Below are 23,543 nucleotides of genomic sequence, written 5' to 3' on the forward strand. Positions count from 1 at the left end.
TTTCATCACTTCTCCGGCACCAGCCCCCGCGGCGCAAAGCGCAGCACCAGCAGCAGCACCAGCCCCAGCGCGATGAAGCGCATATGCGGCGCGCTGCCCAGCAGGTGGTCGCGCAATGCGCCCGCGGGCAGCGGCCCGGTGACAAGCCGCATCAGCTCGGGCCCCCAGACCTCGGCCTTGATCCACAGGAACCAGACCAGGATCGCCCCGAGCGCCGCGCCCCAGTTGTTGCCCGAGCCGCCGACGATCACCATCACCCAGATCAGGAAGGTATAGCGCAGCGGATTGAAGCTGTTGGGCGACAAAAGCCCGTCCAGCGTGACCATCATCGCGCCGGCCAGGCCGATCACCGCGCTGCCGATGACGAAGATCTGCAGATGCCGGCGGGTCACGTCCTTGCCCATGGCCTCGGCGGCGGTCTCGTTGTCGCGGATCGCGCGCATCATCCGGCCCCAGGGCGATTTCAGCGCCAGTTCCGCCAGCAGGATCAGCGCCAGCAGCACCGCCCCGAACAGGCCCGCGTAAAGCAGCTTGACCCAGACGCCCGAGGCGACGGCCGGGCTCATCCCCCATTCGGCGGCGCGGGCCACGAAATCGGCATTGCCCTGCAGGTCCAGCTCATAGGGCACCGGGCGCGGGATGCCCGAGACGTTCTTGACCCCGCGCGACAGCCATTCCTCGTTGCGCATCACCGCGACGATGATCTCGCCGATGCCCAGCGTGGCGATGGCCAGGTAGTCCGAGCGCAGCCCCAGCGCCACCTTGCCGACGCCCCAGGCGGCCGCGGCGGCAAACAGCGCCCCCACCGGCCAGGACAGCAGCACTGGCCAGCCCAGCCCGCCGATATTGCCGGCGCGGGCGGAATTGTTCGCCTCGATCGCCATCACCGCCGGATCGAACAGCCAGCGATAGGCCACGAAGCCCGCCACCAGCACCGCGACCAGCGCCGGGACGCGCCAGGCCCCGGAGATGCGCCGCCAAACCTGCGCCGCCAGCACCAGCGTGCCGAGCCCAACCAGAAGCGCCAGGATCAGCCGCGGCCCGCCGGCGGCCCAGGCGCCCTGCACCGGCGCGGTCGAGACCAGCACCGGCGCCAGCCCGCCAAGCGCCAGGAAGCCGACGACGCCGGCGTTGAACAGCCCGGCATAGCCCCATTGCATGTTGACGCCCAGGGCCATGACGGCCGAGATCAGCCCCATGTTCAGGATGGCCAGCGCCGTGTTCCAGCTGCCCGAGAACAGCGCGTTGCGAAAGCTGCCCTCGGCCAGGAACAGCGCGGCCAGGATCAGGAACAGCACCGGCGCGCGCCAGGGGCTGACCGCTTCGGCTTGACGTGTATTCGACATGGATAAACGCCCTCCTCAGACGGATTTGCCGCGGAACAGGCCGGTCGGCCGGAACAGCAGGACCACGATCAGGATCACGAAGCTGACCGCGAACTTGTATTCGGTGGACAGAAGCTGCAGCAGCCCCTGGGGCTCAAAGCCCAGGTAGGTCGCGATCTTGCGCCAGGGATAGGTCACGGCCACCTCGGAGAAGGCGACGATGAAGCCGCCCGCCACCGCGCCCAGCGGATTGCCGAGGCCGCCGACGATGGCGGCGGCAAAGATCGGCAGCAGGATCTGGAAATAGTTGAAGACCTTGAAGGACTTGTCCAGCCCGTAAAGCGTGCCCGCCGTCACCGCCAGCGCGGTGGCGATCAGCCAGGTCAGGCGCACCACCCGCTCGGGGTCGATGCCCGACAGCAGCGCCAGGTCCTCGTTGTCGGAATAGGCCCGCATCGCCTTGCCGGCGCGCGAGCGGTTCAGGAAGCGGAACAGCGCCCAGCAGGCCAGCGCCGTCACCACCAGCGTCAGCGCCTGGCTGACGCGCAGCGACAGCCCCTCGGACAGCCCGGTCCAGGCGCGGAACTGCTGCACGCTGACCAGGAAGCGCGCGCCGTCGTCGAAGCGGATCTCGTCGACGCCGATGATCAGCCGCGTCAGCCCGTTCATGATGAACATGACCCCGACCGAGGCCATGACCAGGATGATCGGGGCCGAGCGCTTGCTGCGATAGAAGCGATAGACCACGCGGTCGGTGCCCAGGATGAAGACCGCGGTCAGCGCGATGCCGAAGGGCAGGGCCAGCAGCGCCGTGGGCAGCGGGCCCAGGCCGATGCCGATGGCCTGCAGCCCCCAGGTGATCAGGATCACCAGCGCGGCGCCGAAGGCCATGGTGTCGCCATGGGCGAAGTTGGAAAAGCGCAGGATGCCGTAGATCAGCGTCACCCCCAGCGCCCCAAGCGCCAGCTGCGCGCCATAGGAGGCGGCGGGGATCACCACGAAGTTCAGGATGGCCACGAGGGCGTTCAGCATGTCCATCTTCAGCCCCCCAGGAAGGTGCGGCGGACCTCGGGATCGGCCAGCAACGCCTGCCCGCTGTCGGTGTAACGGTTGGCGCCCTGCACCAGCACATAGCCGATGTCGGCGATCTCCAGCGCCTGGCGGGCGTTCTGTTCCACCATCAGGATCGAGATGCCGGTGCGGGCGACCTCGATGATGCGGTCGAACAGCTCGTCCATGACGATGGGGCTGACGCCAGCGGTCGGCTCGTCCAGCATCAGCAGGCTGGGCCGGGTCATCAGCGCCCGGCCGACGGCGACCTGCTGGCGCTGGCCGCCCGACAATTCGCCGGCGTTCTGCCTGCGCTTGTCGGCCACGGCCGGGAACAGCTCATAGACCTGGGCCATGGTGTCGCGGTAATCGTCCTCGCGGATGAAGGCGCCCATCTCCAGGTTTTCCTCGACCGTCATGGTCGGGAAGATGTTGTGGGTCTGCGGCACGAAGCCCATGCCCTTGCGCACCCGCTCCTGCGGGGTCAGCCGGGTGATGTCCTCGCCGGCCAGCGCGACCTTGCCCTCGCGTAGGGCCAGCATGCCGAAGACGGCCTTCATCGCCGTCGACTTGCCGGCGCCGTTCGGGCCGACGATCACGGCGATCTGGCCACGTTCGACCGTCAGGGTGCAGCCGTTCAGGATGTCGGCCTTGCCATAGCCGCCGCGCATGTCGGTGGCGGAAAGATAGGGCTCTGCCATCACAGCTCTCCCGCTGGCTTGCCGTCGCCGCCACGGCCGGCCTCGGCCCCCAGGCCGGGCTGGGCGCCGTGGCTTTCGCCGAAGGCGGCTTCCTCGGCCACCTCGGCCGCGACCTTGTTCTTCAGGCCGGTGCCCAGATAGGCCTCGATCACCGCCTCGTTCTTCATGATGCTGTCGGCGGAGCCCTGGGCCAGAACCTTGCCCGCCGCCATGACGATCACCGGGTCGCAAAGCCGGCCGATGAAATCCATGTCATGCTCGATCACGCAGAAGGTATAGCCGCGCTCCTTGTTCAGCCGCACGATGGCATCGCCGATGGTACCCAGCAGCGTGCGGTTCACCCCGGCGCCGACCTCGTCCAGAAAGACGATCTTCGCATCCACCATCATGGTGCGGCCCAGTTCCAGCAGCTTCTTCTGCCCGCCGGACAGGTTGCCGGCCTTTTCGTCGGCGACATGGGAAATGGTCAGAAACTCAAGCACTTCGTCGGCCTTCTTGCGAAGCGCGCGCTCCTCCTCGCGGATGCGGCCGCGGCGGAGCCAGGTGTTCAGCAGCGTCTCGCCGCATTGGCCGCCGGGCACCATCATCAGGTTCTCGCGCACCGTCATCGAGGAAAACTCGTGCGCCAGCTGGAAGGTGCGCAACAGCCCCTTGTGGAACAGCTCGTGCGGCGGCAGGCCGGTGATGTCCTCGCCGGCCATGGTCACGCGGCCGGCCGTCGGTTTCAGAACGCCGGCGATGACGTTGAAAAGCGTGGATTTCCCGGCGCCGTTCGGGCCGATCAATCCGGTGATCGAGCCCGTCTCGATCGTCAGGCTGGCACCATCGACGGCGCGGAAGCCTCCGAAATGCTTGTGCAGGTCGTGGACCTGGATCATAGTGCTCCCCAGCTTCATGCGTTGCATGAAGAATTTCCCTTACGGGATTGTTCTTGATTGTGAAAAGGGCCCGGAGACCGGACCCTTTCCGCGACCTGCGGGCCTTAGCGGTAGCCTATGACGTTCAGCTTGCCGCCCTTGAAATCGACCTCGCGATAGACGCCGGCGCTTTCGCCCGGCTCGATCAGCTCGACCGAGGTGGCGCCGACATAGTCGATGTCCTGGCCCGCCGCGAGCAGCTCCAGCCCCTTGGCCAGCTCGCCCGGATAGATCTTTTCGCCCGGCTCGTTGGCGACTTCCATCACCTTGTCCTTGTAGACCGTGGGGTCCGAGGACTTGGCGGCCTGCATGGCCAGCAGCATCAGCGCGGCGGCGTCGTAGGATTCGCCGGCATAGGCCGAGGTGCCGTCGAAGCCGGCTTCCTTGGCGAGCGCGTCGAACTTGTCATGCCCCTCGCCCTCGGCCGAGGGGTTCTGGCCGAACGAGTTTTCCAGCTGGGTGCCGAACTTCTCGACCAGCACGTTGTTGACCATGCCGTCGGGCAGCACGAAGACCTCGAAGGCGCCGGTGTCGAGCGAGCCCTGGATGACGCCCGAGCCGCCCTGGTCGGCATAGCCCGCCACGACCAGCGCATCGCCGCCCGCGGCCGCAAGCGCCGCGACCTCGGCCGAATAGTCGGCCTTGCCGTCGTCATGGGCCGAAACCACGGTGACGGTGCCGCCCTTGGCCTTGTAGGCGTCGGCGAAGCTGTCGGCCAGGCCCTTGCCGTAGTCGTTGTTGGTATAGGTCACCGCGACGCTGTTGATGCCGCGTTCCAGCACGATGTCGGCCATGACTTCACCCTGGCGCGCGTCCGAGGGCGAGGTGCGGAAGAAGAAGCCCTTGTCGTCGATGGTCGAAAGCGCGGGCGAGGTCGCCGAGGGCGAGATCATCACCACGCCCTGCGGCACGCCGACCTGTTCGAGCGAGGCGATGGTTTCGCCCGAACACATGCCGCCCATGACGCCCTTGACGCCTTCGGCAGTCACCAGCCGGGTGACGGCGGCAACCGAGGCGGCCGCGTCGATGCAGGTGTTGTCCGCGACCACCGGGGTCACGGTCGAGCCGTCCAGCAGCTTGCCGCTGTCCGAGACCTCCTTCATCGCCAGTTCCGCGCCTTTCTGCATTGCCGGCGAGATCGATTCCAAGGGGCCGGTCAGGCCCAGCGAAATGCCCATCTTGATTTCCTCGGCGCCGGCGGCACCGGCAAGCAAGGCTCCGGCGGCGCTGGCCAGAAGAAGCTTTTTCATCAGTCGTCTCCCTGAGTGGAACATTGTCCTGTCTGACAGGTTATAAGCGCGCGAATGAAAAGAAAAGCGTGTTGGCGACCGCGGAAGGCGCGCGATCGGGCACTTGCCGCAGCGGAAGTTCCGCTAATGCGCCCCGGCCGCGCCGCGTTCGCGATAGGGCGTGCAACCATAGGTCGCGCGATAGCATTTCGAGAAATGTACGGCCGAGGCGAAGCCGCAGGCCAGGGCGATCTCCATCACGCTCATCGGGGTCTGCAGCAGCAGGTGGCGCGCCCGTTCCAGCCGCAGCTCCATGTAATAGCGCTTGGGCGAGCGGCCCAGGTGGCGGGCGAACAGCCGCTCCAGCTGGCGCGGCGACAGGCCCGCCTCGGCGGCCAGCCGCGCGGGGCTGACCGGATCCTCGATATTGGCCTCCATCCGGGCCAGAACCTGCGCCAGCCGGGGATGGTGCGCGCCGATCCGGCCGGGGCTGGACAGGCGCTGCTGGTCCTCTTCCGAGCGGATGGCGGTGTGGATCATCTGGTCGGCCACGCGGCTGGCCAGTTCCGCGCCGTGGTCGCGGGCGATCTGGCGCAGCATCAGGTCGATGGCGGCGGTGCCGCCGGCGGCGGTCAGCCGGTTGCCGTCCTCGACGAAGACGGTGCGGATCAGGGTGACATCGGGGAATTTCTCGGCAAAGCCGTCCTGGTTTTCCCAGTGGATGGTGGCGCGGCGGCCGTCCAGCAGCCCGGCCTCGGCCAGCACCCAGGCGCCGGTGCAAAGCGCGCCGATGCGGGTGCCGCGCCGCGCCTCGCGCCGCAGCCAGGCCAGCACCGGCCGCGTCGCGGCCCGCGCCACGTCCAGCCCGCCGCAGACCAGCACCGTGTCGCCGCGCCGGGTCTCGGCCAGCGGGCCGTCCAGCAGGATGCGCGCCCCGTTCGAGCAAAGCGCGGTCTCGCCCTGTTCGCCGATCAGCCGCCATTCGTAAAGCTCGCGCCCGGAAAGCCGGTTGGCCAGCCGCAGGGGCTCGATCGCGGCGGCGAATGAGACCATGGTGAAGCGGTCCAGCAACATAAACACATAGCGCAGCGCGGGGGCCGGATTCGGCCCCGGAGCGGGGGGGACTGCTGGATCGTGGTCTGGCATGTCGGTCGCGCGTCAGGAATTCGCGGCAGATCAGCAGGCAATCGCGGCGCGCGCAAGGCTTTTCCTTTGGTCCTGCACCCTCTATATGGCAGGCACCGCTTGCATGAAGGATAGGATCATGGCACCGACGAATTCCAGTTCCGCGACCCCGGCACAGGCATGGGACAAGCGTGGCTGGCGCGCCTATCCGCGCGTCCAGATGCCCGACTATCCCGACCAGGACGCCGTCGCCGCCGTCGAGGCGCTTCTGGCCAAATACCCGCCGCTGGTCTTTGCCGGCGAGGCGCGCCGGCTGAGAGCCTCGCTGGGCGAGGTCGCGGCGGGCCGCGCCTTCCTGCTGCAGGGCGGCGACTGCGCCGAAAGCTTTGCCGAGTTCTCGGCCGACAACATCCGCGACACCTTCAAGGTCATGCTGCAGATGGCCGTCGTGCTGACCTGGGGCGCGCAGCTGCCGGTGGTCAAGGTCGGCCGCATGGCGGGCCAGTTCGCCAAGCCGCGCTCGGCCCCGATGGAGAAGATCGGCGAGCAGGAGCTGCCCAGCTATCGCGGCGACATCATCAACGGTTTCGACTTCACCGCCGAGGCGCGCATCCCCGACCCGCAGCGCATGCTGGCGGCCTATACCCAGGCCGCGGCCTCGCTGAACCTGCTGCGCGCCTTCTCGACCGGCGGCTATGCCGACATCCACCGGGTGCAAAGCTGGATCAGCGACTTCACCGGCGGAGAGGAGGCGGCGCGCTATCGCGACATTGCCGACCGGATCAGCGACGCCATGGCCTTCATGGCGGCGGCGGGCGTGACCTCGGAAACCGCGCATGGGCTGGGGACGGTGGATTTCTACACCAGCCACGAGGCCCTGCTGCTGGAATACGAAGAGGCGCTGGCGCGGATCGATTCGACCACCGGCCTGCCCGTCGCGGGTTCGGGGCACATGATCTGGATCGGCGACCGCACCCGCCAGGTCGACGGCGCGCATGTCGAGTTCTGCCGCGGCGTGCAGAACCCGATCGGGCTGAAATGCGGCCCCTCGATCAGCGAGGGCGACCTCAAGGCGCTGATCGCCCGGCTGAACCCGGAAAACGAGCCGGGCCGGCTGACGCTGATCGCCCGCTTCGGCGCCGGCTCGGTCGGCGACCACCTGCCGCGGCTGATCAAGGCGGTGCGCGAAGAGGGGGCGAATGTCGTCTGGTCCTGCGACCCGATGCACGGCAACACCATCAAGTCGGCCTCGGGCTACAAGACCCGTCCCTTCGATTCGGTGCTGCGCGAGGTGCGCGAGTTCTTCGCCGTCCATCGCGCCGAAGGCACCATCCCCGGCGGCGTGCATTTCGAGATGACCGGGCAGGACGTCACCGAATGCATCGGCGGCGTGCGCGCGGTCACGGACGAGGATCTGTCGAACCGCTATCACACCGCCTGCGATCCGCGGCTGAACGCCAGCCAGTCGCTGGAACTGGCCTTCCTGGTGGCTGAAGAGCTGCGCAGCCGCCGCGTCAACGGCGCAAGCCGGCAGGCCAAGGCCGGCTGAACCCGGCGCGACGGGAAATGACAGGGGCGGCGGGCCTTGGCCCTGCCGCCCTTTTTCATGCGCGCCAGTCCATGCGCGCCAGTCCATGCGCGCCAGTCCATGCGCGCCAGTCCATGCGCGCCAGTCCATGCGCGCCGGTTCATGCGCGCCGGCAGAGGCCGGTTCCGAGATCAGGGCGAGTGCCGGGCGGCTTTGGCGACCTGTCGTTGCGGGCCAGGCGGAACCGCGCCCGGCGCTCCTCGGGCCTGGCATCGCGGGCAGGATGCGGCGGCATTATCAGGCGGCGCACCGGTCCATGGGCGCCGACAGAGGCCCGTTCCGCAATCAGGGACGGGAGCCGGGCGGTTTTGGCGGCTTGTCATTGCGGATCAGGTGGAACCGCGCGCGGCGCTCCTCGGGGCTGGCGTCGCGGGGTAGGGGCGCGGCGGCGTCGGCCGGCGGCGCGCCCTTCCAGCGCTGCGGTGGCTCGGCAAAGCCCTGCCGCGAGGGCGAGGGCTCCAGCACCCTGGCGCCGGGAATGACCGGCGAGACAATGTCCGAAAGCAGGTCGAAGCGGCGCGGCGCCTCGCCGATCCGGCCCTCGGCGACCAGGCAGCCAAGCGCCCGCGTCACGTCCCCCAGGTCCGAGCGCAGCGGCAGGAGCAGCATCCGCCCCTCCAGCGCCGGACGGCCGTAGCCGGCGGGAGAGGCCAGCGCGATCTCGGCGATCTGGGGCGCGCGGAACACGCTTTCCAGCACGTCCGACAGCCGGCCGCGCGAACTGGTGTTCAGAAGGGCGCAAAGCGGCATGCCCCGCACCTCCATCCCCATCAGGTCGATGAGATGGCGCCCGGCCAGGCGAAACCGGGCTGCGCCCGGCGCGATGCGTTCCAGGATGAAGGCATAGTCCAGCGACCGGCGGATGCCGCGCGGCTCGACATCGGCGCGGTCGGGAATGGGGCGGCCATGGCGCAGCCCTTCCCAATAGCCGCGCAATTCGCCCAGGGTGCGCTCGACCTGGACGGGTTCGTAATCGGCCAGGTGCAGCAGCTTGCCGGGCCGGCCCCGAGGCGAATCGGCCCCGTGCGGGGAATCCCCGTCCTGTCCGTGGTCGTTCGACATTCGTCCGGCCTTACCCTGCCACCCGTGAAACCAGCCCCTGCCGCAAATCTAGCCCCTTCGCCCCCGGCTGCCGAGCGATTTCTTTGCCGGTGGTTAAAAACCTGCGCCCCCGCGCGGGGCTTGACCCCGCTGGCGGGCGGGGTCATTCAGGCGGCGCTGGAACGCGGGGAACAAGGCGGAGAAGCATGGAGCGCAGCGGACTTCTGGTGATCCTGTCGTCGCCCTCGGGGGCGGGGAAATCGACGCTGGCGCGGCGGCTGATGGACTGGGATCCCGGCCTGCGCTTTTCGGTCTCGGCCACGACCCGCAAGCCGCGCCATGGCGAGGTCGAGGGCGAGCACTACTATTTCCGCAGCCCCGAGCAGTTCCGCGCCATGGTCGGCGCCGGCGAGATGCTGGAACATGCCGAGGTCTTCGGCAATTTCTACGGCACCCCCCGCGGCCCGGTCGAAGAGGCGATGCGCGCCGGGCGCGACACGCTGTTCGACGTGGATTGGCAGGGCGGCCAGCAGATCCGCGCCTCGTCGCTGGGCGGGCATGTCATCTCGATCTTCGTGCTGCCGCCCAGCCTGCGCGAACTGGAGCGGCGGCTGGTCGGGCGCCAGCAGGACGCGCCCGAGGTCATCGCCGCCCGCATGCGCAAGAGCCGCGACGAGATCAGCCATTGGGCGGAATACGACTATGTCATCGTCAACGACGACCTGGACCGCAGCGCCGAGGCGCTGAAGACCATCCTGCGGGCCGAACGGATGCGCCGCGCCCGGCAGGTGGGGCTGGGCCCCTTCGTCCGCGCGCTCATGGAGGAGGAAAGCGCATGATCTGGGAACTGGACGGCATCGCGCCGCAAATCGCCGACGACGCCTGGGTGGCGCCGGATGCGCAGCTGATGGGCCGGATCGTGCTGGAGCCGGGCGCCAGCGTCTGGTTCGGCGCCGTGCTGCGCGGCGACAACGAGGAGATCCGCGTCGGCCGCAACTCGAACGTGCAGGACCTGACGGTCTGCCATACCGACATCGGCTATCCGCTGAGCATCGGTGCGAATTGCACCATCGGCCACCGCGCCATCCTGCACGGCTGCACCATCGAGGACGGGGCGCTGATCGGCATGGGCGCGATCATCCTGAACGGGGCGCGGATCGGCGCCGGTTCGCTGATCGGCGCCGGGGCGCTCATCGCCGAGAACAAGGTGATCCCGCCCGGCTCTCTGGTCATGGGCGCGCCGGGCAAGGTGGTGCGCGAGCTGGACGAGGCGGCGCGCGAGCGGCTGCTGAAATCGGCCGAGGGCTATCACCGCAACGCCGCCCACTTCCGCAAGGGGCTGGCGCAGGTCGCCCGCGGATGATCGAAGAGCGGCTGCACGCGCTGCTGCGCGGCGTGCCGGTGGCCATGCTGGCGGTGGACGGCCATGCGCGCATCATCGGCGCGAACGAGGCGGCAGAGGCGCTTTTGGGCGCGGTGCCGGGCGGGCGGCCCTTTGTCACCGTGCTGCGCCACCCCGAGGTGAATGCCGCGCTGGATGCCGTGCTGGCCGGGCAGGAGCGGGCGCGGCTGGCCGTTACCCTGGGCGCGGCCGACCGGCGGGTGTTCTGCGAGGTGACGGTCACGGCCCTGCGGGCGCCGGGGCTGGTCGGCGCGGCGGTGGCGATCGAGGACCGCTCGCGCGACGAGGAGACCGAGCAGATGCGCCGCGATTTCGTCGCCAATGTCAGCCACGAGCTGCGCACGCCGCTGACGGCGCTGATGGGCTTCATCGAGACCTTGCGCGGCCCGGCCCGCAACGATCCGGCCGCGCGCGACCGTTTCCTCGACATCATGGAGCGCGAGGCGGGGCGGATGAACCGGCTGGTCGCCGACCTTCTGTCGCTGAGCCGGGTCGAGCAGGACGAGCGCCGCCGCCCGGCGCAGAACCTGGACCTGGCCGGGCTCTTGCGCAGCGTGGTGGCGACGCTGGCGCCCGCGGCCACGGCTGCCGGGGTGCGGCTGGAGTTGCAGGCGCCGGCCGGCAAGGTGCCGGTGCCGGGCGACGCCGACCAGCTGGTGCAGGTGTTTCACAACCTGATCGAGAATGCGGTGAAATACGGCGGCGCCGGCGGGGTGGCCACGGTGACGCTGGAGCGGCTGGCGCATGAGCCGGTGCTGCGCGGCCCGGCCTGGTCGGTCTGCGTCGCCGACCAGGGCGAGGGGATCGATCCCCAGCACCTGCCGCGCCTGACCGAGCGCTTCTATCGCGTCGATACCCATCGCTCGCGCGAGCAGGGCGGCACCGGGCTGGGCCTGGCCATCGTCAAGCATATCGTGAACCGGCATCGCGGCCGGCTGCGCATCGAAAGCGAACGCGGGCAGGGCAGCCGCTTCACCGTCATCCTGCCCGAGCAGATCGGCCGCATCTGAAGCCGGCGCGGCCCTGCCGGCTGCCGGATCAGATCGCGTTCAGATCGCGTTCAGCATCGACTTTATCACATCGGCCGGCAGCGAGGGATGCACCGCCAGCTTGAGCGTGCGCTTGCCCTTGCGCGGGATCAGCAGCGCGCAGCGCGTGGCCAGGGCCTGCGAGCGCTTGGTCGAACAGGCGGCGATCACCCCCGCACACCAGCGGGAATGCGGGCCGAAGCGCATGACGCTTTCGATGGCGCCGGGCACATAACCCTCGGTCTCGGCTGAATCGATCAGCGCGTCATGGATGATGGGGGGCAGGTACATGAAGGGATGGAACTTGGAGTTAACATTTTAATGTAAATTGTTAATCCTTGGCGCCGCCGATGAGTATATGCCCTTTTGAACAGGTCTGCCATACAAGCTCTGCGCGTATGGCGGCCACCCCGCTCGACCCCCGGCCGAAAGAGGCCGGATTACGCGGCGAAACGCCCATCCCGAGAAACCGGCGCAACCGTCCCGATAGGCAGAATCGCCCCCTGCAGCGGCCGGTCAGGGCGCAGCCAGGATCGGCGTTCCGTCACGTCACGATAGACGTCCTCGACCTTGGCATCGGTGACGGCGCTGCAGCGGGCGGTCCGGTCCAGCTTTTGCCTGTAAAGGGGACAACCTTCGGGCCCTGGCCGAGATCAAGCAGCGAGGCCACGGTCTCCAGGAATCGGCACGGCCGCCCCGTAGCGGCCGGCCAGGGCGCAGCCAGGATCGGCGTTGCGTCGCGTCATGATAGACGTCCTCGACCTTGGCATCGGTGACGGCAATGCAGCGGGCAGGCCAGTCCAGCTTTTGCCTGTAAAGGGGACAACCCTCGGGCCCTGGCCGAGATCAGGCAGCGAGGCCACGGCCTCCAGGAATCGGCATGGCCGCCCCGATAGGCCGAATCGCCCCCGCGGCGGCCGGTCAGGGCGTGATCAGGATCGGCGTGCCGTCGCGGACCATGGCATAGACGTCCTCGACCTCGGCATCGGTGACGGCGATGCAGCCGGCGGTCCAGTCCAGCTTCTGCCGGGAAAGGACGCGGCCCTCGGGGCCCTGGCCGTGGATGAAGATGTCGCTGCCGGCGCTGCGGCCCAGTTCGGCCGCCTGCACCGAGTCGTGCGGGTTGGGATAGGAGATGCCGATGGACAGGTGATAGCGGCTGTCGGGGTTGCGGCGGTCGATGTAGTAAAGCCCCTCGGGCGTGCGGCCGTCGCCCTCGAACTGCTTGTGGCCAAGGGGCTCGTTGCCCAGCCCGATGCGATAGGCCTTCAGCACCGTGTTGCCGTTCAAAAGCAGCATCTGCCGCGCGCCCTTGTTGACCACGACCTGGGTCACGGGCGGGCCGGAATAGGTCTTGAACTTGCTGGGGCCGCAGGCCGCCAGCCCAAGCACAAGCACCAATGCGACGATACGTCCCAGCCAGCCCGTCATCATGTCCCGCCCCCGGATCCGGTGTTTTGCCCCATTTTGCCCCGCTGCGGCCTGCCCGGCAATGCGGCGGGGGTTCACGAAATCCTGATGCGGCGCGGCTTGCCGTGGCAGATTTGCCAGCGCCGCGGAATCGCTGGGTTTTCCTGTTGCGGGAAATGCGCCTGCGGCTAATCATGCGGCCATGAACGACGAAGACGAACACCCCCAGCGCTATGCCCTGGTGAACGAATTGCACGCCCGGCCTTCGCCGCGGCTCAGGGCGCCCTGCACGGCGGTCTATCTGGCGATCAAGGAGCCGCGCGACGCCGCCAACCGCGACCGGCGCAGGGATGTCGCGCATCTGGCACAGCTTTGCGCCCGCCACGGCGCGCCGCGACCCGACACCAGCGCGGGCCATTACACGGCGCAGCTTGGCCGCCACCAGCTGCGCTGGGAAAGCCATACCGAGTTCGTCACCTATGCCGCCTTTGCGCCGGGGCTGCCGCCGCGGCCCTTCGACCCTTCGGCCGGAGCGATCTTTCCCGAGGACTGGCAGCACCAGGCGCCGGGCAAGCGAATCGCCGCAGCGATGATCCAGGTCGATTTCCTGCCCGACGACCCGGCCGAGATCCTGCCGCGGCTGTCGGAATGGTTCGCGGCCGACAGCATGGCCTCGGTCTGGGTGCTGGAGGAGGCGGCGGTGGTCGCCGGCGATTTCCGCATCGACCCGGCCGGCTGGATGCGCTTTGCGCTTTTCGTCCGGCCCGACACCCAGCCCGGCCGGATCGGCCGCATCGTCCAGCGGCTTCTGGACCTCGAGACCTATCGCGCCATGTCCATGCTGGGCCTGGGCCGCGCCCGCGACCTGACCCGGCAGCTGAATGCGCTGGACCCGCAGCTCAGCGACATCGTCCAAGGCATGAGCGACGACGACCGCCCGGCCGATGCGGTGCTGCAGGACCTGCTGTCGGTCTCGACCCGGCTGGAAAGCGCCGCGACCCAGCATGCCTTCCGCTTCGGCGCCAATGCGGCCTATGAGGCCATCGTCATGGACCGTGTCGCCTCGCTGCGCGAGACCCGCTTCATGGGCGGGCAGATGCTGACCGAGTTCATGGCCCGTCGCTATCTGCCCGCCATGCGCACCGCGAAATCGGCCGAGAAGCGGCTTTCGGCGATGCTGGATCGCAGCGAACGCGCGGGCGAATTGCTGCGCACCCGCGTCGATGTCCAGCGCAGCGCCCAGAACCAGGAGCTGATGCAACGCATGGATCGGCGCGCCGACCTGCAATTGCGGCTCCAGCACACGGTCGAGGGGCTGTCGGTGGTCGCGATCAGCTATTACGCGGTGGGCCTTTTGGGCTATGCGCTTTACCCGCTGGCCCAGGCGCTGCATATCGACAAGGCGGTGCTGGTCGCGGCCCTGACCCCCGTTGCCGTGCTGGGCGTCTGGCTGGGGATGCGGCGCATCCGCGCCCGGCTGCATGACGCCGGCCACTAGCCCGTCCACCCCCCAAGAAGGAGCGAAGAACGCATGACCCAGGCACCTTTCCTTTCCCACCCGCTTGCCCAGGGCCGTTCGTGATGGCGGGGCGGCTTCAGATGTATGGCCTCGCCCATTGCTCGACCTGCCAGAAGGCGCAGGCCGAGTTGCAGGCGGCGGGCTGGCAGGTGGAGTTCCGCGACGTCTCCAAGGCGCCGCTGGATGGCGACGAATGGCAGCGCATGATCGCCGATTTCGGCGAGAAGCTGGTCAACCGGGCCAGCCTGACCTGGCGCGGCATGTCCGATGAGGAACGCGCGGGCACGCCCCTGCAGATGCTTTCGGCCAAGCCTTCGCTGATGAAGCGGCCGGCGATCGTCGAGGGCGACCAGCGGTTGCTGGGCTGGACCGCGAATGTCAAGCGCGCGCTGGGGGTGGCGGCCTGAGCCGCCCCCTTACCTAGACGACATAGCGGTCGCGGCGGTGGTTGATCGCGATCACCAGGTTCAGCACCAGCGCGCCCAGGAATGACCAGGCGACCAGCTGCCAGTCGCGCAGCATCAGCGCGCAGGCAAAGAGGCAGGCGTCGAAGATCAGCTGCGTCCAGCCGGCGCGAAAGCCGGTGGCATCCTGCAGATACAGCGCGACGATGCCCACCCCGCCCAGCGAGGCGCCGTGCCGGAACAGCGCCAGCAGCGCCGAGCCGGTCAGGAACCCCACCAGCAGCGCCCCGACCGCCGGGTGGACATGGCCGAATTGCAGCCCCGCCGGCAGGATGGCGACCAGCGTCGACATCGCCGCCACGGCGATGAAGGATTTCAGCATGAAGCCCAGCCCCAGCCGGCGATAGCCCAGCCAGTAGAACGGCAGGTTCACCACGAAGAAGACCGGCGCGAAGCCCCAGCCCGTCGCATAGGAGATCAGGATCGCCAGCCCCGCCGTCTGGCCGGTGACGAAGCCCAGATGCGTCAGCAGCAGCACGCCGACCGCGGCCATGAAACTGCCATAGGCCAGGCCCTGGGCATCTTCGATGGGGCTGTGGCGTGGGGAAGGGGTGTCGTCGCTCATGCGCCCCCTCTTGCCCGCGCCCGGCGGGACCGGCAAGGGGGCATCGCGATCAGCGCAGCGGCGCGGCGTCGCGGTCTGGGGCGGCGGCTGCGGGTGGCGCGGCGCGGTCGCTGACGGCGGCGGTGAAGGCGCCCTGCGGGTCGCGGCGCAGCACCGCGCGGTCGCCGCCGCTGCGCAGGGTCTCGACCGTGCGGCGATAGTCGGCCTCGTCCAGCGCGCCGGTGGCTGACAGCAGCCCGGCGATGCCGCGCAGCATTCCCGCCTGCCGCTGCAAGGCGCCCGGATCGGGGTCGGGGCCAAGGATCAGCCGGGCGCTGTCCTCGGGTGCGGCGACCGCCTCGCGCCAGCCTTTCATGCTGGCGCGCAGGAACCGGGCCAGCCGCGCCTTGGCCTCGGGCCCGGCAAGGGTGCCGGGCAGGACATAGAGCCCGTCCTCCAGCACCGCGGCGCCTTGCTCCTGCGGGTCGAGTTCGACCAGCCCCTCGCCCGTCGCCGGGTCGTGGCTGAGCGTGCTGATGCAGGCGGCCTGTTTCTGGCGCAGCATCTCGGCCCCCGGCCATTGCGCCAGCAGGGTGACGCCGGACAGGCTGCCATCGGCCACCAGCCCCAGCCGGTTCAGCCAGGCTTGCAGCGGATATTCCGTGCCGCCGAACCAGCTGCCGATGGTCTTGCCGCGCAGATCGGCGGCCCCCGCCACCCCCGTCTCGCGCAGGCAGGTCAGGCGTAGCGCCGGACGGGCAAAGACCTGGGCGATGTTGACCACGGGCAGGCCGTTTTCGCGGGCGACCAGCGCAATGGGCATCCAGGCCACCGCCAGGTCGGCCTCGCCCCGCGCCAGCGTCTCGAAGGGCGGGGCCGCCTCGTCCGCGGGCAGCAGCCGCACGGTCAGCCCTTCCTCGGCGTAATAGCCGCGCGCCTGGGCGACCAGGAAGCCGGCGGATTCGGCCGGGGTCCGGCCGCGCAACTGCACCGCCAGTTCCTCGGCCCGCGCGGTCGGCGCGGCAAGGACCAGGGCCGAAATCAAGGCCAGGACCAGGGCCGCGGCCGGAAACAGGGGTTTCGTCATCCGTCTCATCGCCGGCCATGGTTAGACGGCCGGCCCCGGCCCTGCAAGCCGGCGCGCCCCACGATGCCGCGAGCGGGGTCAGCCGCGGGAATAGACATCCTCGTAGCGCACGATGTCGTCCTCGCCCAGATAGGCGCCGGTCTGCACCTCGATCAGCACCATCGCCACCTTGCCGGGGTTTTCCAGGCGGTGGACGGCGCCCAGCGGCACATAGATCGACTGGTTTTCCGTCAGCAGCGTCACGGTTTCGTCCACCGTCACCCGCGCGGTGCCGGAAACCACGATCCAATGTTCCGAGCGGTGGAAATGCGATTGCAGCGACAGCGCCGCGCCGGGATTGACCACGATGCGCTTGACCTGGAAGCGGTCGGCCAGCGCCAGCGTCTCGAACCAGCCCCAGGGGCGGTGGTCGCGCAGGAAATGCTCGGCCTGGCGCGCGCCCTTGGCCTTCAGCGCGCCGACCGCCTCGCGCACCTCTTGCGCGCGGTCCATGCCGGCGACCAGAACGGCATCGTCGGTGGCCACGACCATCACGTCGCGCAACCCGATGCCCACCACCTCGATCCCCTCGTCCTGCGAGCGCAGCAGCACGTTGTCGCAGTCGATCGCGGTCGAGCGGGTGTCGGTGACGGCGCCGCGCTCGGCCGGCTCGCCATCCTGGATCTCGCGCCAGACCGCGTCCCAGCCGCCAAGGTCCGACCAATGGCCGGAATAGCGCACCACCGACAGGTTCCGGGCCTTTTCCAGCACCGCATAATCCACCGACAGGTCGGGCAGCCGGTCCCAGGGCTCGGGCGCAAGCCGCAGGAAGCCCAGGTCCAGCCGCGCCTCGGTCAGCGCCGCCTGGACAGGGGCAAGGTAGTCGGGCGCATGGGTCTTGAAAGCGTCGATCATGGTGCGGGCGGCGAAAAGGAAGATGCCGGCGTTCCACAGGAAATTGCCCTGCGCGATCATGCGCGCCGCGTTCTCCGCGTCGGGCTTTTCGACGAAGCGCTTCAGCACCAGCGGGCCTTCGCCCTCGCCCTCGGCCTCCATGTAGCCATAGCCGGTCTCGGGCCGGCTGGGGGTGATGCCGAAGGTGACGATGCGGCCGGCCTGCGCGGCCGCGAGGCCCAGGTCCACAGCGCGGCCGAAAGCCTCGGTATCGGGGACGACGTGATCCGAGGGCGCGACCAGCAGCAGCGCATCGGCATCCTTTTCGGCGGCGGCCAGCGCGGCGGCCAGGATCGCCGGGGCGGTGTTGCGGCCGGCGGGCTCGATCAGGATGGCCGCGGGGGCAATGCCGATCTGGTCCAGCTGTTCGGCGACGATGAAGCGGAAATCCGCGTTCGTCATCACCAGCGGCGCGGCGTAGCGCGGTCCCGACAGGCGGCGGGCCGAGGCCTGGAACAGGCTTTCCTCGCCCACCAGCGGGGCGAATTGCTTGGGGAAGCTCTTGCGCGAGACGGGCCAGAGACGGGTGCCGGAGCCGCCGGCCAGCAGAACAGGGGTGATCGTCATGAAAATCGCTCCATCGGCCTGGGGCCGTTACCATCCGCCCCGTTATCCGCCGGGTTCCTTTCGCGTGCAAGTTGCGCAAAACGGCAGGATTCCGGGGCCTGATGCCCGGAAACGGCCGGTCAATAGCCGCGCGCCCGGTCCACCAGATGCAAAAGCGGCGCACCCCGCATGGCGCGGCGCAGGTTCTCGGCCACGACATGGGCGGCGCTCTCGGGCCGGGTCTCGGCCGAGACATGCGGCGTCACCGTCACCTGCGGATGCGTCCAGAACGGGTGTTCGGGCGGCAGCGGCTCCTGCCGGAACACGTCCAGCACCGCATGGCCCAGGCCCTGATCGAGCGCCGCCAGCAAGGCCGCCTCGTCGATCAGGCTGCCGCGGCCGGCGTTGATGATCGTGGCGCCCGGCGGCAGCAGGGACAGCCGCGCGGCGTCCAGCAGGTTGCGCGTCCCGCCCGTGTCGGGCAGCAGGCAGACCAGGATCTCGGCCCGGTTCAGGGCCTGGGGCAGGGCGTCGCCCGCCAGCACCTCGATCCCCGGCACCGGGCGGCCCGATTGCGACCAGCCGGCGACGCGAAAGCCCAGGCCCGCCAGCGCCAAGGCCACCGCCCGGCCCAGCTCGCCCATGCCCAGCACGGTCACGCCGCGCCGCTGCGCCAGGGGTGGGGTCAGCTGGTTGCGCCAGACGCCGTCCTGGGCAAAGCGGTCCATGCCCAGATGCGCCCGCAGCGCCCAGCCGGTGCAATATTCCACCATGCCCTGCGCCAGTCCCGGATCGACCATGCGGCAGAGCGGCTGGGTCAGCGTGGGGTTGGTCACGATGCGCTCGACCCCGGCCCAGAGGCTTTGCACCACGCGGGCGCGGGTGAAGGGGGTGAAGTCCAGCACCCTGCCGTCCTCGGGGTAGCCGGGCGCATAGATCAGCGCGTCGAAGCACGCGGGATCGCCCTGCCGGCACAGCTCCATCTCGGGGCAGGCCGCGCGCAGGGCGGGGGACCAGGCATCCCACAGCCGCGCGGGGGCGGCGAACAGCACCCGCATCCCGTCAGCCCCTAGGCCGATGGACATGGGCCGATTGCACGATGCCGAAGGCCATCAGCAGGATCATCAGCGAGGTTCCTCCGTAACTGACCAGCGGCAGGGGCGAGCCCTTGGCCGGCAACATGCCCATCACCGTCGCCATGTTGATGGAAAAGTAAAGGAAGAACGTCCCGGCGATGCCGATGGTCAGCAGGCTGGCGAAGCGGTCGCGGTTGGTCAGCGCCGAATACATGCAGAACCCCAGGATCAGCACATAGAGGATCAGCAGCGATCCCGCGCCGACGAAGCCGAATTCCTCGGCCAGCGAGGTGAAGATGAAGTCGGTGTGCTTCTCGGGCAGGAAGTTCAGCCGCGACTGCGTGCCCTGCATGAAGCCGCGCCCCGACCAGCCGCCCGATCCCAGCGCGATCTGCGCCTGGGCGATGTTGTAGCCCGCGCCCAAGGGGTCCGAGCCGGGGTCGAGGAAGGTGTCGATGCGGCGGAACTGGTAGTCGTGCAGCAATTGCCAGTCGGTGCCGCGGCTTTCCATGACCGCGGTGATGCCGGCGACGACGATGGCGATGACGGCGGCGAAATACCACAGGCTGACGCCGGCCGCGAACATCACGATGCCGCCCCCCGCGATCAGCATGATCGAGGTGCCCAGGTCGGGCTGCATCAGCACCAGCGCCGTCGGCAGCAGGATCAGCACCACCGGCACCAGCACCCAGAACGGGCGCGAGACCTTTTCCACCGGCAGCCAGTCGTAATAGGCTGCCAGCGTCAGCACGAAGGCGACCTTGGTCAGCTCGGACGGCTGGATGCGGATCGGTCCCAGCACCAGCCAGCGCTGCGCGCCCATGCCGACATGGCCCATCACCTCGACCAGCACCAGAAGGCCGACGCAGATCACGTAGGATGCGACCGAGATCGAGCGCCAGAACCAGATCGGCACGAAGGCCAGCGCGAACATCAGCACCATGCCGACGGCGAAGCGCTCCATCTGCGGGCCGGCCCATTTGTCGATGTCGCCGCCCGAGACGGAATAGAGCATCAGGAAGCCGATGCAGCTGACCGCCGTGACCAGGAAGACCAGCGGCCAGTTCAGATACAGGATCTTGCGCCAGCCCGTCGGCACCTGCGCGACGTGATAGTCGAGATAGCTCATGGCTCAGGCCCTTGCGCGGCCCTCGCCCTTGCGGGCCGAGGGGGTCAGGTTCATGCGCGACCACATCTCCTGCACCTTGGCGCGCTCGGCCTCGGGATAGGCCGAAAGCGGCGGCAGGCCGTCCGCCAGCGCATAAAGCAGGATATCGCGGGCGATGGGGGCCGCGACCGCGCCGCCGCCGCCGCCATGCTCGACCACGACCGAGACCGCATAGCGCGGCATGTCATAGGGCGCGAAGCAGACGAACAGCGCATGGTCGCGCCGGTTCCAGGGCAGCTGCTCGTTCGAGATCACGCCGCGGGCGCGTTCGGCGGCGGTGATGTTGCGCACCTGGCTGGTGCCGGTCTTGCCGGCCATCTGCCATTCCGGCGCCAGGATGCGCGAGCGGCGCGCGGTGCCGCGGGGCGCGTTCATCACCGCATCCATCCCCGCCCGCGCCGTGCGCAGGTTCAGCGGGTTGATGTCCAGTTCCGGCCATTCCGGCACCGGCTCGGCCTGGCCGTCGATGGCGCGCACCAGGCGCGGCGCGACCGCGCGCCCCGTCGCCACCCGCGCCGTCATCACCGCCAGCTGCAGCGGCGAGGCCAGCACATAGCCCTGGCCAATCGAGGCGTTGAGCGAATCGCCCACCTGCCATTCCTGGTCGTAGCGCGCCTTCTTCCAGGCGCGATCCGGGGCGATGCCCTCGGCGATGGCGGACATCGGCAGCTCGTGGCGCACGCCGATGCCCAGCTTGCGCGCCATGGCGGCGATGCGGTCGATGCCGACGCGCTGCGCCAGCTCGTAGTAATAGACGTCGCAGGAATGCTCGAGGCTGCGCAGCGCATCGACCATGCCGTGGCCGCCGCGGCTCCAGCAATGGAAGCGGCGCCCGGCGACCTGGGTATAGCCGGGGCAATAGAAGCGCGAGCCGGCGTTGATGACCCCGGCCTCGAGCCCGGCCAGCAGCGTCACCATCTTGAAGGTCGAGCCGGGCGGATAGACGCCCTGCACCGTCTTGTCGGCCAGCGGGCGGTGGTCGTGTTCCATCAGCGCGCGGTAATCCGGCCCCGAGATGCCGCGCACGAACTTGTTCGGGTCGAACACCGGCGAGGAGGAGATCGCCAGGATGTCGCCGTTGGTCACGTCGATCACCACCGCGGCGGCGCTTTCGCTGCCCAGCCGCTGGGTGGAGAAATTCTGCAACCCGGCGTCCAGCGTGGTCTGCACCGTGGCGCCCTGCTGCCCCTCTTGCCGCGACAGCTCGCGCATCTCGCGCCCGGCGCTGTTCACCTCGACCCGGCGCGAGCCGGCCTTGCCGCGCAGCGCCTCTTCCAGCTTGGACTCCATGCCGACCTTGCCCAGCTGGAACTCGGGCAGGCGCAGCACCGGGTCGGGATCCTCGATCTTGGACAGGTCGTAGTCCGAGACCGGGCCGACATAGCCCAGCACATGCGCGAAATCGCCCGCCCGCGGATAGCTGCGCGACAGCCCCGCCTCGGGCGTCACGCCGGGCAGGGCGGGGGCGTTGAGCGCGATCGAGGAAAACTCGTCCCAGGTCAGGCGGTCGGCGACCAGCACCGGGGTCACGGCGCTGCGCTTGTGGATCTCTGCCAGGATCTCGGCGGCCTGGCGGTCGCTCATCGGGATGATGTGGCGCAGCCGCGCGATCACGGCCGAGACGTCGCCCGCCTCCTCGCGGGTCAGGGTGACGCGGTAGTTCTGTTCGTTGCCGGCGATGATGGTGCCGTTGCGGTCCAGGATCAGCCCGCGCGCCGGCGGCAGCAGGCGGATCTTGATCGAGTTGCCGTCCGACAGCATGCGGTATTCGTCGGCATGTTCGACCTGCATCGAGCGCAGCTTCAGCCCCAAGACCGACACCACCGCCGCCTGGATCACCCCCAGCATCAGCACCCGGCGGGTGATGAGCCGGCTGCTTTCGACGATTTCGCGTTCCGACTTGCGCATGGCTCAGCGATGCCTCGTGTCTCGTTCGGCGCGGCCGCGCGGCAGGCCGAGCGCCCAGCCGGCAAGGCCCGCGACCAGCGGATAGGCGGTGACCGTGGCGATGAATTGCAAGATCACCTGCCCGAACGGAGGAAGGGGCAGGAAGAACACCGCCAGCAATATGCGGTTCGCCACCATCATCAGCGCCAGAAGCGTCGCGACCCGCAGCCATTCAACCATGAAAGGCAGTTCGCGCCAATGCGGCTCGCGCTTTCTTGCGGCCTCGGTCACGATGACGGCCAGGGCGGCGCCCAGGCCGATGGGGCGCATCAGCAGGATGTCCTCGATCAGGAACAGGGCGGCGATGGTCGCGACCGGCACCTGTTCGGGGCGGCGCAGCACCCAGACCAGCACCAGGCACAGCGCCAGGTCCGGCCCCGGCCAGCCGACGCGGCCCGGCGCCAGCGGCAGAAGCCGCCAGAACAGGATCGCCAGGAACAGCGCCACGAACAGCGCCTGGCCCAGGAACCGGCGCCGGCGGGCGGGATCAATCATCCCCGGCCCCGGCTTGGGCCCCTGAATCCTCGCCGGCCGCCTGCATGTCGGCCAGCGGCGGCAGGGGCGGGCCGATGAAATCCGCCGCCGGCGGCGGGATCAGCAGCCCGGTATCGGAAAGCTGCTCGGCCGGGTGGCTGCGCAGCACGCGCAGGAACTCCAGCCGGCCGTAATCCGCGGCCAACCGCACCCGCAGCCGGCCGTCGCTGGCCAGCGCCACCTGGCCCACCGGCAGGCCCGGCGGGAACACGCCCCCGTCGCCCGAGCTGACCACCCGGTCGCCGGGGCGCAGGTTTTCCGGGCTTTCGATGAAATCCAGCGCCGGCAGGGCGGTATTGTCCCCGGTCAGCAGCGCGTGCTGGCCCGAAGGCAGGATCGTCACCGGGATGCGGCTGGAGGGATCGGTCAGCAGCATGACCCGGCTGGTGGTCTGCCCCACGCCCGAGATGCGCCCGACCAGCCCCAACCCGTCCATCGTCGCCCAGCCGTCAAGGATGCCGTCGCGCGCGCCCACGTTCAGCAGCACCGACTGGCGAAAGGCCGTGCCGCTGTCGGTCAGCACCACGCCCGAGACCGAGGTCAGGGCCGGGTCGATCCTGACGTTGTTCTGCGCCAGCAGCTTGGCGTTTTCCTGTTCCAGCTGCACCGCCGCCTCTTTCCAGGCCGCCATCTTCTGCAATTCGCGGCGCAATTCCTGGTTCTGCTCGTAGAGCCGGGCATAGGACTGGAAGCCCGAGACCATGCGCGACAGCTTCGTCACCGGCGCCATCACCCAGTCGAAGCTGGGCACGAAGCGGTCGATGAAGGCCGCCCGCATCCGCTCGGCGCGCGGGCTGTCGATCTGCCAGAACAGGAACACCGCCAGCAGCACCAGCACCAGCAGCGAAACCAGGATGCGGCGGACCGGAGCCGCGTAATCAGGGCCCTTGCGCGCCATGGGCCGAACCC

23 protein-coding genes are annotated in these 23,543 nt (G+C 69.3%); 6 read left to right on the plus strand and 17 right to left on the minus strand.

The window, feature by feature from the left end:
* Positions 1–5 precede the first annotated feature (5 nt).
* From IT40_RS09815 to IT40_RS09840, 6 genes are all read right to left on the minus strand, one after another.
* Positions 6–1,346: a branched-chain amino acid ABC transporter permease gene (locus IT40_RS09815; RefSeq protein ID WP_036753931.1), complete on the minus strand. Its 1,341-nt coding sequence runs from the start codon at positions 1,344–1,346 to the stop codon at positions 6–8.
* Between the two features lie 15 nt (positions 1,347–1,361).
* Positions 1,362–2,363, minus strand: a complete 1,002-nt coding sequence (locus tag IT40_RS09820; RefSeq protein ID WP_036753934.1) for a branched-chain amino acid ABC transporter permease — start codon at positions 2,361–2,363, stop codon at positions 1,362–1,364.
* 2 nt (positions 2,364–2,365) lie between these two features.
* Positions 2,366–3,076: an ABC transporter ATP-binding protein gene (locus IT40_RS09825; RefSeq protein WP_036753937.1), complete on the minus strand. Its 711-nt coding sequence runs from the start codon at positions 3,074–3,076 to the stop codon at positions 2,366–2,368.
* Positions 3,076–3,954, minus strand: a complete 879-nt coding sequence (locus IT40_RS30780; protein ID WP_036753939.1) for an ABC transporter ATP-binding protein — start codon at positions 3,952–3,954, stop codon at positions 3,076–3,078. The genes IT40_RS09825 and IT40_RS30780 overlap by 1 nt, the downstream gene beginning before the upstream one ends.
* 104 nt (positions 3,955–4,058) lie before the next feature.
* Positions 4,059–5,243 (minus strand): ABC transporter substrate-binding protein, encoded by a 1,185-nt coding sequence (locus IT40_RS09835; RefSeq protein WP_036753941.1) that lies wholly within the window; start codon positions 5,241–5,243, stop codon positions 4,059–4,061.
* 123 nt (positions 5,244–5,366) lie between these two features.
* A complete protein-coding gene (locus IT40_RS09840) occupies positions 5,367–6,368 on the minus strand; it encodes a GlxA family transcriptional regulator (RefSeq protein WP_036753944.1) in 1,002 nt (333 codons plus the stop codon).
* Between the two features lie 118 nt (positions 6,369–6,486).
* Here IT40_RS09840 and IT40_RS09845 point away from each other — a divergent pair, with 118 nt between their 5' ends.
* Positions 6,487–7,896 (plus strand): class II 3-deoxy-7-phosphoheptulonate synthase, encoded by a 1,410-nt coding sequence (locus IT40_RS09845; RefSeq protein WP_036754062.1) that lies wholly within the window; start codon positions 6,487–6,489, stop codon positions 7,894–7,896.
* Between the two features lie 324 nt (positions 7,897–8,220).
* On the opposite strand, the gene IT40_RS09850 is transcribed toward IT40_RS09845, so the two are convergent.
* Positions 8,221–8,997 carry a PAS domain-containing protein gene (locus IT40_RS09850; RefSeq protein ID WP_036753947.1) on the minus strand — a complete coding sequence of 259 codons (777 nt, stop codon included), beginning with the start codon at positions 8,995–8,997 and terminating at the stop codon, positions 8,221–8,223.
* A gap of 185 nt (positions 8,998–9,182) precedes the next feature.
* On the opposite strand from IT40_RS09850, the gene gmk reads away from it, so the two are divergent.
* The 3 genes from gmk to IT40_RS09865 are packed head-to-tail and all read left to right on the plus strand — an operon-like array spanning position 9,183 to position 11,388.
* On the plus strand, positions 9,183–9,815 hold the full coding sequence (gene gmk / locus IT40_RS09855) for a guanylate kinase (RefSeq protein ID WP_036753950.1): 633 nt from the start codon (positions 9,183–9,185) through the stop codon (positions 9,813–9,815).
* A complete protein-coding gene (locus IT40_RS09860; protein WP_036753952.1) occupies positions 9,812–10,339 on the plus strand; it encodes a gamma carbonic anhydrase family protein in 528 nt (175 codons plus the stop codon). The genes gmk and IT40_RS09860 overlap by 4 nt, the downstream gene beginning before the upstream one ends.
* Entirely contained in the window at positions 10,336–11,388 is a 1,053-nt protein-coding gene (locus IT40_RS09865) for an ATP-binding protein (RefSeq protein ID WP_036753955.1), read from the plus strand. The genes IT40_RS09860 and IT40_RS09865 overlap by 4 nt, the downstream gene beginning before the upstream one ends.
* Positions 11,389–11,427: 39 nt before the next feature.
* On the opposite strand, the gene IT40_RS09870 is transcribed toward IT40_RS09865, so the two are convergent.
* Complete coding sequence (locus IT40_RS09870; RefSeq protein WP_036753958.1) at positions 11,428–11,697, minus strand: hypothetical protein; 270 nt, start codon at positions 11,695–11,697, stop codon at positions 11,428–11,430.
* Between the two features lie 630 nt (positions 11,698–12,327).
* Positions 12,328–12,837: a L,D-transpeptidase family protein gene (locus tag IT40_RS09875; RefSeq protein WP_036754065.1), complete on the minus strand. Its 510-nt coding sequence runs from the start codon at positions 12,835–12,837 to the stop codon at positions 12,328–12,330.
* A 181-nt stretch (positions 12,838–13,018) separates the two neighbouring features.
* Between IT40_RS09875 and IT40_RS09880 the strand changes: the two genes are divergently transcribed.
* Both IT40_RS09880 and IT40_RS09885 read left to right on the plus strand, forming a co-directional pair.
* Entirely contained in the window at positions 13,019–14,314 is a 1,296-nt protein-coding gene (locus tag IT40_RS09880) for a DUF3422 family protein (protein WP_036753961.1), read from the plus strand.
* Positions 14,315–14,397: 83 nt separating this feature from the next.
* Positions 14,398–14,742, plus strand: a complete 345-nt coding sequence (locus tag IT40_RS09885) for an arsenate reductase family protein (protein WP_036753962.1) — start codon at positions 14,398–14,400, stop codon at positions 14,740–14,742.
* A gap of 13 nt (positions 14,743–14,755) precedes the next feature.
* On the opposite strand, the gene IT40_RS09890 is transcribed toward IT40_RS09885, so the two are convergent.
* From IT40_RS09890 to mreC, 8 genes are all read right to left on the minus strand, one after another.
* Positions 14,756–15,364: a YitT family protein gene (locus IT40_RS09890; RefSeq protein ID WP_036753965.1), complete on the minus strand. Its 609-nt coding sequence runs from the start codon at positions 15,362–15,364 to the stop codon at positions 14,756–14,758.
* 49 nt (positions 15,365–15,413) lie between these two features.
* Positions 15,414–16,430 (minus strand): ABC transporter substrate-binding protein, encoded by a 1,017-nt coding sequence (locus IT40_RS09895; protein WP_243700103.1) that lies wholly within the window; start codon positions 16,428–16,430, stop codon positions 15,414–15,416.
* A gap of 78 nt (positions 16,431–16,508) precedes the next feature.
* Positions 16,509–17,930 carry a mannose-1-phosphate guanylyltransferase/mannose-6-phosphate isomerase gene (locus IT40_RS09900; RefSeq protein ID WP_036753967.1) on the minus strand — a complete coding sequence of 474 codons (1,422 nt, stop codon included), beginning with the start codon at positions 17,928–17,930 and terminating at the stop codon, positions 16,509–16,511.
* 119 nt (positions 17,931–18,049) lie between these two features.
* Positions 18,050–18,967 (minus strand): 2-hydroxyacid dehydrogenase, encoded by a 918-nt coding sequence (locus IT40_RS09905; RefSeq protein ID WP_036753970.1) that lies wholly within the window; start codon positions 18,965–18,967, stop codon positions 18,050–18,052.
* 4 nt (positions 18,968–18,971) lie between these two features.
* Positions 18,972–20,114, minus strand: coding sequence for a rod shape-determining protein RodA (gene rodA, locus IT40_RS09910; RefSeq protein WP_036753972.1), 1,143 nt, complete (start codon positions 20,112–20,114; stop codon positions 18,972–18,974).
* Between the two features lie 3 nt (positions 20,115–20,117).
* Positions 20,118–22,061, minus strand: a complete 1,944-nt coding sequence (gene mrdA, locus IT40_RS09915) for a penicillin-binding protein 2 (RefSeq protein WP_036753974.1) — start codon at positions 22,059–22,061, stop codon at positions 20,118–20,120.
* Between the two features lie 3 nt (positions 22,062–22,064).
* Complete coding sequence (locus tag IT40_RS09920; RefSeq protein WP_036753977.1) at positions 22,065–22,595, minus strand: rod shape-determining protein MreD; 531 nt, start codon at positions 22,593–22,595, stop codon at positions 22,065–22,067.
* Positions 22,588–23,532, minus strand: a complete 945-nt coding sequence (gene mreC, locus IT40_RS09925) for a rod shape-determining protein MreC (protein ID WP_036753980.1) — start codon at positions 23,530–23,532, stop codon at positions 22,588–22,590. The genes IT40_RS09920 and mreC overlap by 8 nt, the downstream gene beginning before the upstream one ends.
* Positions 23,533–23,543: the final 11 nt, after the last annotated feature.

This window comes from Paracoccus versutus, assembly GCF_000763885.1.
Taxonomy (GTDB): domain Bacteria; phylum Pseudomonadota; class Alphaproteobacteria; order Rhodobacterales; family Rhodobacteraceae; genus Paracoccus; species Paracoccus versutus.